Annotated in this window: 8 protein-coding genes; 3 read left to right on the forward strand and 5 right to left on the reverse strand. The window is 67.7% G+C overall.

Annotated features, from left to right (window positions below):
* On the forward strand, nt 1–126 hold a 126-nt coding region (locus tag Q0Q02_RS21775; protein ID WP_293812673.1), incomplete at its 5' end, for an aldehyde dehydrogenase family protein.
* Between the two features lie 233 nt (nt 127–359).
* The gene (gene mgrA, locus Q0Q02_RS21780; protein WP_293812663.1) at nt 360–1,382 is read left to right on the forward strand and encodes an L-glyceraldehyde 3-phosphate reductase; all 1,023 of its coding nucleotides are present in this window, start codon (nt 360–362) and stop codon (nt 1,380–1,382) included.
* A 187-nt stretch (nt 1,383–1,569) separates the two neighbouring features.
* Here the strand turns inward: mgrA and Q0Q02_RS21785 are convergent, their stop codons facing one another.
* Nucleotides 1,570–2,058, reverse strand: a complete 489-nt coding sequence (locus Q0Q02_RS21785; protein ID WP_293812665.1) for an Lrp/AsnC family transcriptional regulator — start codon at nt 2,056–2,058, stop codon at nt 1,570–1,572.
* Between the two features lie 169 nt (nt 2,059–2,227).
* Between Q0Q02_RS21785 and Q0Q02_RS21790 the strand changes: the two genes are divergently transcribed.
* Nucleotides 2,228–3,589, forward strand: a complete 1,362-nt coding sequence (locus Q0Q02_RS21790) for a PLP-dependent aminotransferase family protein (RefSeq protein ID WP_293812666.1) — start codon at nt 2,228–2,230, stop codon at nt 3,587–3,589.
* Nucleotides 3,590–3,602: 13 nt separating this feature from the next.
* Here the strand turns inward: Q0Q02_RS21790 and Q0Q02_RS21795 are convergent, their stop codons facing one another.
* The 4 genes from Q0Q02_RS21795 to Q0Q02_RS21810 form a co-directional block, all read right to left on the reverse strand.
* The gene (locus tag Q0Q02_RS21795; protein ID WP_199087114.1) at nt 3,603–4,010 is read right to left on the reverse strand and encodes a DUF983 domain-containing protein; all 408 of its coding nucleotides are present in this window, start codon (nt 4,008–4,010) and stop codon (nt 3,603–3,605) included.
* A 287-nt stretch (nt 4,011–4,297) separates the two neighbouring features.
* Complete coding sequence (gene lpdA / locus Q0Q02_RS21800; protein WP_293812668.1) at nt 4,298–5,695, reverse strand: dihydrolipoyl dehydrogenase; 1,398 nt, start codon at nt 5,693–5,695, stop codon at nt 4,298–4,300.
* A 177-nt stretch (nt 5,696–5,872) separates the two neighbouring features.
* Nucleotides 5,873–7,270 carry a dihydrolipoamide acetyltransferase family protein gene (locus Q0Q02_RS21805; RefSeq protein WP_293812670.1) on the reverse strand — a complete coding sequence of 466 codons (1,398 nt, stop codon included), beginning with the start codon at nt 7,268–7,270 and terminating at the stop codon, nt 5,873–5,875.
* Nucleotides 7,270–8,134 (reverse strand): alpha-ketoacid dehydrogenase subunit beta (locus Q0Q02_RS21810; protein WP_293812671.1); only part of this gene is annotated, 865 nt, incomplete at its 5' end. The genes Q0Q02_RS21810 and Q0Q02_RS21805, both read right to left, overlap by 1 nt.

The raw sequence follows: 8,134 nt of genomic DNA on the forward strand, positions 1-8,134 counted from the left end.
CCGGCCTGGGACGCGGGCGCGCCGTTCGGCGGCTACAAGCAGTCCGGTAACGGCCGCGAATACGCCGATTTCGGCCTCGAGGAGTTCTTGGAGATCAAGGGCACGGTCGGTTACGCCGCGGCGTGATCGTATGGCTCAGGAGAACCAAACTCGTCATTCCGGACAAGCCGCGTCAGCGGCGCCGATCCGGAATCCATCGTAGAGCGCAGTGCCCTGCGATGGATTCCGGGTCTCCCTTCGGTCGCCCGGAATGACGGCGCGGATTTGATAAAGGGGTGCCCCTTATCCGGAAAGCCCGGTGGACGAAACGCCACCGGGCTTTCATTTTATGACCCATTCAATCGATTGAGAGGCACGCCATGGTCAATCCGAACCGCTATGACGCGATGCGCTACAACCGCTGCGGCCGCAGCGGCTTGCAGCTCCCGGCGCTCTCGCTCGGCCTCTGGCAGAATTTCGGCGAGACCGGCAGCCACGCCAACATGCGCGAGATCTGCCGCACGGCCTTCGACCTCGGCATCACCCATTTCGACCTCGCCAACAATTACGGCCCCCCGCCCGGCTCGGCCGAGACTGCTTTCGGCGAGATCCTCAGCCAGGATTTCGCTGGTTACCGCGACGAGCTCGTGATCTCGACCAAGGCCGGCTACCGGATGTGGCCCGGACCCTATGGCGAATGGGGCAGCCGCAAATACCTGATCTCCAGCCTCGACCAGAGCCTGAAGCGGATGAAGCTCAACTATGTCGATATCTTCTATTCGCACCGCTTCGATCCGAACACGCCGCTGGAAGAGACGATGGGCGCGCTCGACGCCATCGTGCGCCAGGGCAAGGCGCTCTATGTCGGGCTTTCCTCCTACAACGCGAAGCGCACGCAGGAGGCGGTCGCGATCCTGCGCCGGCTCGGCACGCCCTGCCTGATCCACCAGCCGAGCTATTCGATGCTCAATCGCTGGATCGAGCAGGACGGCTTGCTCGACACCCTCGACGCGGAAGGCATCGGCTCGATCGTGTTCTCGCCGCTGGCGCAGGGCATGCTGACCGACAAATACCTGAAGGGCGTCCCGGCCGGCAGCCGCGCCGACAAGAAGGCACCCTCCTTCCGCGACGGCTTTCTCAGCGAGGCCAATCTCAGGAGCATCGCGGCGCTGAACGAGATCGCCAAGGCGCGCGGCCAGAGCCTCGCCCAGATGGCGATCGCCTGGGTCCTGCGCGGCGGGCGCGTGACCTCAGCGCTGATCGGCGCGAGCCGGCCGGAACAGGTGACGGACTGTGTCGCGGCGCTGAAGAACCCGGACTTCTCGGCGGAGGAGCTGGCCGCGATCGACAGGCACGCGATCGACGGCGGGATCAATATCTGGGCGGCTTCGGCGGAGCGGTAGGATGCTACCACCGTCATTCCGGGGCTTCGCGTCAGCGAAGAGCCCGGAACCCAGAACCGATGCCGCTACTCAAGAGGGCGGCGACCGATGCGCTTGCTCCCCAAGACGCATCGGCTCTGGGTTCCGGGCTCATGCCTGCGGCATGCCCCGGAATGACGGCGTGTTTCCGCGCCCCGTCAGCTTGGCCTCAATCCTCCTCGGGCACCGCCGCGAGCGGGAGCGCGCTCGAGCGCTTCACCTGTCCCAGCGCAAAACTCGACTCGATCGAGGCGACGCCGTCGAGGCGGGTCAATTTGTCCTTGAGGAAGCGCTCATAGGCCGGCAGGTCGCGCACGACAATGCGCAGCAGGTAATCGCGCTGGCCGGTCATCAGGTAGCAGTCGACCACCTCGGGCCAGCGCGCCACGGCCTGCGAGAAGCGGTCGAGCTCGTCCTCGCGCTGACGCTCCAGCTTGATCGAGACGAAGACGCTGATCGGCAGCCCGACCTTGGTCTGGTCGATGATCGCGGCATAACCGGTGATGACGCCTGCCTCCTCCAGGATGCGGATGCGCCGCGCGCAGGGCGAGGCGGAGAGCCCGACCCGCTCGGCCAGGTCCTGCACCGAGAGGCGCGAGTTGATCTGCAATTCCGCTATGATCTTGCGGTCGAGCGCATCGAGGCGCAGGCGTGCCATGCCCTGTCTCCGGTCCCGGCTGAAACCGCTCTATGACAGGAGAGGAAGCCCGCCACCACCGGCATCTCGGCGAAAGCGGGCGGCGGCTGCGGCATGGCACTGGCGCGGAGAGCCAGGTCACGCTATGCGATACCTACAATCCAATGAATGTATGGAAACCAGTTTGGCGATGGCCGACAGCGATGACGGGCTCCACTGGACCGGCCGGCTCGATCCGGCGGCGGGACCGCGCTATCTGCAGATCGTCGCGCAGCTCGAACAGGCCGTCGCGAACGGGCTGCTGCGGCCGGGCGACCGTTTGCCGCCGCAGCGGCGACTGGCCGAGCATCTCGCCGTCGATCTCACCACGGTGACGCGCGCCTTCGGCGAAGCCCGCGAGCGCGGTTTGATCGATGCGGTGACGGGGCGCGGCTCCTTCATCTCGGCGCGGCAGGAACAGGAAGGCCCGCCGCTCGATCTCAGCATGACGATCCCGCCCGCGCCGAAAGGCCTGCGGCTGGGCGAACTCATGCAGCGCGGCATCGCCGAGATTCTGGCGCGCAGCGATGCCGACCAGCTGATGAACTATCACGGAGGGGCTGGCTCGCTGGCGGAGCGCGCAGCCGGCGCGGCCTGGCTCGCGCCCCTGATGGACGCGGTTCCGCCGCAGCGCATCGCCGTGGTGCCGGGAGCCCAGACCGCGCTCAATGCCCTGCTCTCGCTGCTGGCCCGGTCCGGCGACACGATCCTGACGGAGCCGCTGACCTATCCCGGCCTGATCGGCGCGGCGCGGCAGCGCGGGCTGACGATTGCGCCGGTAACGAGCGATGCCGACGGCCCTATGCCGGACGCGCTCGACGAGGCTGCCCGCCGCTCCGGAGCGCGGCTCTTCGCGCTGACGCCGACATTGCAGAACCCGACCTGCATCACGATCCCGGAAAGGCGCCGCATCGACCTCATCACCGTCGCCCGGCACCGCGACCTCACCCTGATCGAGGACGATCCCTACAGCCTGCTCGCCGGCGATGCGCCCGCGCCGCTCTGCGCGCTGGCGCCGGAGCGGACATGGCATGTCGCGACCTTGTCCAAGGTGCTGACACCCGGCCTGCGCACGGCTTTCGTGGTGACGCCGGAAGGGGTCGACAGCGCTCCGTTCCTCGCGGCATTGCGGGCAACCGCGCTCATGCCTGCGCCCCTGATGACGGCGCTCGCCGCGCATTGGATCAGGATCGGCGCAGCGAAAGACCTGCTGGATGGTGTGCGGCGCGAGGCGGCCGAACGGCAGTTGCTAGCACGGGGAATTCTGCCCGAAACCATGCAGGCGCATCCGCATGCCCTGCATGTCTGGCAGCCCCTGCCCGCGCATTGGGCGCGCGACCGCCTGATCGAACGCGCCCGCGAGGCCGGGCTCGGCGTGATGGCGGCGGACGCGTTCAGCGCGGGCGGCGTGGCGCCGGATGCGATCCGGATTGCGCTCGGCGCAATTCCCGAGCGAGCGCGATTGGCGGAAGCGCTCGGTCTGCTCGCCGGGCTGATCCGCGACGGAGGCTGAGCGCGCCGTCAGCTCAGTTCGAAGCGACCGGCTTCTCTTGCGGCACCGGGCGCGCGAGCCGGCCTTCCTCGGCCTTGTGGAAATATTGTGAGGCGACCAGCCAGCCCTTGAGCGGCTGCAAGGGCGGAATGCAGGTCAGCAGGATGAGCGGCAGCGTCGTGACCAGATGCACCCAGGTCGGCGGGTTATAGTTCAGCTCCAGCCAGAGCGGGAAGGCCGCGGCCGGGATGCAGACGAACATCATCACGAAGAAGGCCGGACCGTCCGCCGGATCGGCGAAGGAATAATCCAGGCCGCAATTCTCGCATTTCGGCTTCAGCTTGAGGAAGCCCTCGAACATCTTGCCCTGCCCGCAGCGCGGGCAGCGGCCGCGCAGGCCGGTCTTGAGCGGAGAGAGTGGCGGCCAGTGCTCGCCGGACATGGAATGTCTCCTCAGGACGGCGCCGCTCGTTCGGCGTCGCCCCTCAGATCGCGCTCGATGCAGACAATGTCAAGATTGTATGCATCGTAGCCGACTGCCTGCGCGGATCAGTCGCGGGCGCTGCTACCTGTCAGAACCAAACGCGGGTCATCCCGGGCGACCGAAGGGAGACCCGGGATCCATTCCGGAACCTCTATCGGAAGCGCTCCGGCATGGATCCCGGCTCTTCGCTGCGCTACGGCCGGGATGACCCGCGCCTTTTCTTGGAGCGGAGCGCCGGGCCCCGCTCAGATATGCAGCGCGTGGCCCAGAGCCTTCATCGCCGCTTCCGGGAAGGCCTCGCCCAGCGTCGGATGGGCGTGGATCGTGCCGGCGATGTCCTGCAAGGTTGCGCCCATCTCGATCGCGAGTCCGAAAGCCGCCGAAAGCTCGGAAACGCCCTGCCCGACCGCCTGGATGCCGAGCACCAGTTCGCTGCCGGCCTGCGCGACGACGCGGACGAAGCCGGCCTCGCCATGGCGGGTCATGGCGCGACCGTTAGCGGCGAAGGGGAACTGGCCGATCTTCAGCTCGTGGCCGGCGCGCTTGGCTTCGTCAGGCGAAAGGCCGACCGAGACGATCTCGGGATCGGTGAAGCAGATCGCCGCGATGCCGCGCTTGTCCCAGGCGCGCGGCAGGCCGGCGACGATCTCCGCCACCATCTCGCCCTGCGCCATGGCGCGATGGGCCAGCATCGGCTCGCCGGTGACGTCGCCGATGGCGTAGATGCCGCGCATCGCGGTCTCGCAACGCTCGCCGATGCGGATGAAGCGGCCATCCATATCGAGCACGAGGTTCTGGAGGCCGAGCCCGTCGGTGACCGGCTTGCGGCCGACCGTGACCAGGATCTTGTCGGCCGGCAGGCTGCGCTCCTTGCCGTCGGCCGTCTCGATGCGCAGGCCGTCACTCTTCGCCGTCGGGCCGAGCGCCTTGGCGCCGGTCAGCACCTCGACGCCGAGCGCGGTCAGGCGCTTGGAGATGGGGCCGGTCAGTTCCGCATCGTAGAGCGGCAGGATCTTGTCCTGCGCCTCGACGACCGTGACCTTGGCTCCGAGCTTGGCGAAGGCGGTGCCGAGCTCCAGCCCGATATAGCCGCCGCCGACCACGACAAGGCGCTTCGGCACCTCGCTCAGCGCCAGCGCGCCGGTCGAGGAGATCACGTTGCCGCCGAAGGGCAGGAAGGGCAATTCGACCGGGGCCGAGCCGGTGGCGATGACGATGGCCTCGGCCTGGATCGTCTTCGGGCCGGTCTCGGTCTCGACAACCACGGTCTTGCCGTCGCGGAAGCGGGCCTTGCCATGGACGATCTTGACCTTGGCCTTGCGCAGCAGGCCGGCGACGCCGTTGTTGAGGCGCTGAACGATGCCGTCCTTCCAGGCCACGGCCTGTTTCAGGTCGAGCTTCGGCTCGGCGGCGGTCAAGCCGAAGGGCGTCTTGCCGGTCGCGGCTTCCGTCGCCTTCTCGAATTCCTCGGCGACATGGATCATCGCCTTCGACGGGATGCAGCCGACATTGAGGCAGGAACCGCCGAGCCTGGTGCTCTCGACAATGACGGTGTCGATGCCGAGCTGGCCGGCGCGGATGGCGCAGACATAGCCGCCGGGGCCGGCGCCGATGACGAGGAGCTTGCAGGTGATCTCGGTCATACGCGGCCCTCGCCATAACGGGTCGGAATCATGCGGTGGAACCTCGCCGTCATCCCGGCTGGAGCGAAGCGGAACGCCGGGATCCATCGTAAAGCGCTGCGCCTTGCGATGGATCCCGGATCTGCGCCGCTGACGCGGCTTGTCCGGGATGACGCGGTGTTTCCGAGCTTCATCACGTCACATATCCACGAAGAGCGTGGCCGGGTTCTCCAGCAGCTCCTTCAGCCGCTGCACGAAGACGGCGGCATCCCAGCCGTCGATGACGCGGTGGTCGAAGCTGGAGGAGAGGTTCATCATCTTGCGCGGCACGAAGGTGGTGCCGTCCCAAACGGGCCTGACAACCATCTTGTTGACGCCGACGATGGCGACTTCCGGGTAGTTGATCACCGGCGTCGTCGCGATGCCGCCGAGCGCGCCGAGCGAGGTGATGGTGATGGTCGAACCGGTCAGCTCGTCGCGCGTCGCGGTGCCGTCGCGGCCGCGCTCGGCGAGGCGGGCGAGTTCGATGCCGCAGCCCCAGAGATCGCGCGCCTCGGCATGCTTGACCACCGGCACGATCAGGCCGGTCGGCGTCTGCGTGGCGATGCCGATATTGATCGCGGCATGCTGGCGCACGATGCCGGCATCGTCATCGTAGAGCGCGTTCAGCGCCGGCTGCTCGGCGAGCGCCTTGACCATGGCGCGCATCAGGAAGGGCAGCAGCGTCAGCTTCGGCCGCTCGGGCGTCGGCTTCTTGTTGAGGGTGGCGCGCAGGTCTTCCAGGGCTGAGACGTTCACCTCCTCGACGATGGTGATGTGCGGGATGCGCGACTTCGACAGCGCCATCTTCTCGGCGATGCGGCGGCGCAAACCGACGACCTTGACCTCGGTGACGGCGCTCTGCTCGACGAGCCCGCCGCCACGGGCAGGCTCGGGGCCGCGCAGCAGGAAAGCGTCGATATCCTGATGGGTGATGCGGCCGGCAGGACCCGTGCCCTGGACCTGACGCAGATCGACCCCGGCCTCGCGCGCCTTCAGGCGCACGGCCGGCGAGGCCAGCGGCTTCTCGCCCGGCGCGCGGCGCTGGATGGGAGCAACATCGGCACGCGCGGCTTTCGGCGGCGGTACGGTGGGCTTGGCGGTCGAACCAACCACGTCATTCCGGGACTTCGCGCCAGCGAAGGGCCCGGAACCCAGAGCCGATGGCTTGTCCGAAATGGGCTCCCCGCCGCCGGCGCCTTTACGATCAGACGCATCGGTTCTGGGTTCCGGGCTCAGGCCTTCGGCCTGCCCCGGAATGACGGACTGGTTCCCCGCGAGGCCGCCACTCGGCTCCTCGGCCGCGCCGCTCTCCCCCGCGACCTTGAGCTTCACCAGCGCCGAGCCGATCGCGACGGTATCGCCGACCTCGGCGCCGACCCAGATGACCTCGCCCTCGACCGGCGAGGGTATCTCCACCGTCGCCTTGTCGGTCATGACGGCTGCGAGCAGATCGTCCTCGCGGACGATGTCGCCGATCTTGACGTGCCATTCGACGAGTTCCGCTTCCGCGATGCCTTCGCCGACATCCGGCAGCTTGATGATGCGCTCGGCCATCAGCGTGCCTCCATGATATCTAGCAACGCCTGTCCAAGGCGGGCGGGGCCGGGGAAATAGTCCCATTCCTGCGCATGCGGATAGGGCGTGTCCCAACCGGTAACGCGCATCACCGGCGCCTCCAGATGGTAGAAGCAGTGCTCCTGCACCAAGGCAGCAAGTTCGCCGCCGAAGCCGGAGGTCAGCGTCGCCTCGTGCAGCACGATGCAGCGGCCGGTCTTCTGCACCGAGGCTACGATCGCTTCGAGGTCGAGCGGCACGAGGGTGCGCAGGTCGATGACCTCGGCATCGATGCCGGTGTCCTCGGCGGCGGCCAGCGCGACATGGACCATCGTGCCATAGGCGAGGATGGTGACGGCCGAGCCCTCGCGCCGCGTCACCGCCTTGCCGAGCGGCACGGTGTAATGGCCGTCCGGCACCTCCGCGAGGTCGTGCTTCGACCAGGCCGTGACCGGGCGCTCGTGATGGCCGTCGAAGGGGCCGTTATAGAGCCGCTTCGGCTCGAGGAAGATCACCGGGTCCGGGTCCTCGATCGCAGCGATCAGCAGGCCCTTGGCATCATAGGGGTTGGACGGAACGATCGTCTTCAGGCCCGAGACATGAGTGAAGAGCGCTTCCGGGCTCTGGCTATGGGTCTGGCCGCCGAAGATGCCGCCGCCGGTCGGCATGCGGATCACCAGCGGGCAGGTGAAGTCGCCGGCCGAGCGATAGCGCAGGCGTGCCGCCTCCGAGACGATCTGGTCATAGGCCGGATACATGTAGTCGGCGAACTGGATCTCGATGCAGGGCTTCAGGCCATAGGCGGCCATGCCGATCGCCGTGCCGACGATGCCGGCCTCGCTGATCGGCGCGTCGAAGCAGCGG

Origin of the sequence: uncultured Allobosea sp., from assembly GCF_945956895.1 — a bacterium.
Taxonomy (GTDB): domain Bacteria; phylum Pseudomonadota; class Alphaproteobacteria; order Rhizobiales; family Beijerinckiaceae; genus Allobosea.

Coding starts and splice junctions, on each gene's coding strand:
- Q0Q02_RS21795 (WP_199087114.1), bottom strand. CDS start 4,010: ATGTCCGGCGAGCACTGGCCGCCACTCTCTCCGCTCAAGACCGGCCTG.
- mgrA (WP_293812663.1), top strand. CDS start 360: ATGGTCAATCCGAACCGCTATGACGCGATGCGCTACAACCGCTGCGGC.
- Q0Q02_RS21790 (WP_293812666.1), top strand. CDS start 2,228: ATGGCCGACAGCGATGACGGGCTCCACTGGACCGGCCGGCTCGATCCG.
- Q0Q02_RS21785 (WP_293812665.1), bottom strand. CDS start 2,058: ATGGCACGCCTGCGCCTCGATGCGCTCGACCGCAAGATCATAGCGGAA.
- Q0Q02_RS21805 (WP_293812670.1), bottom strand. CDS start 7,270: ATGGCCGAGCGCATCATCAAGCTGCCGGATGTCGGCGAAGGCATCGCG.
- lpdA (WP_293812668.1), bottom strand. CDS start 5,695: ATGACCGAGATCACCTGCAAGCTCCTCGTCATCGGCGCCGGCCCCGGC.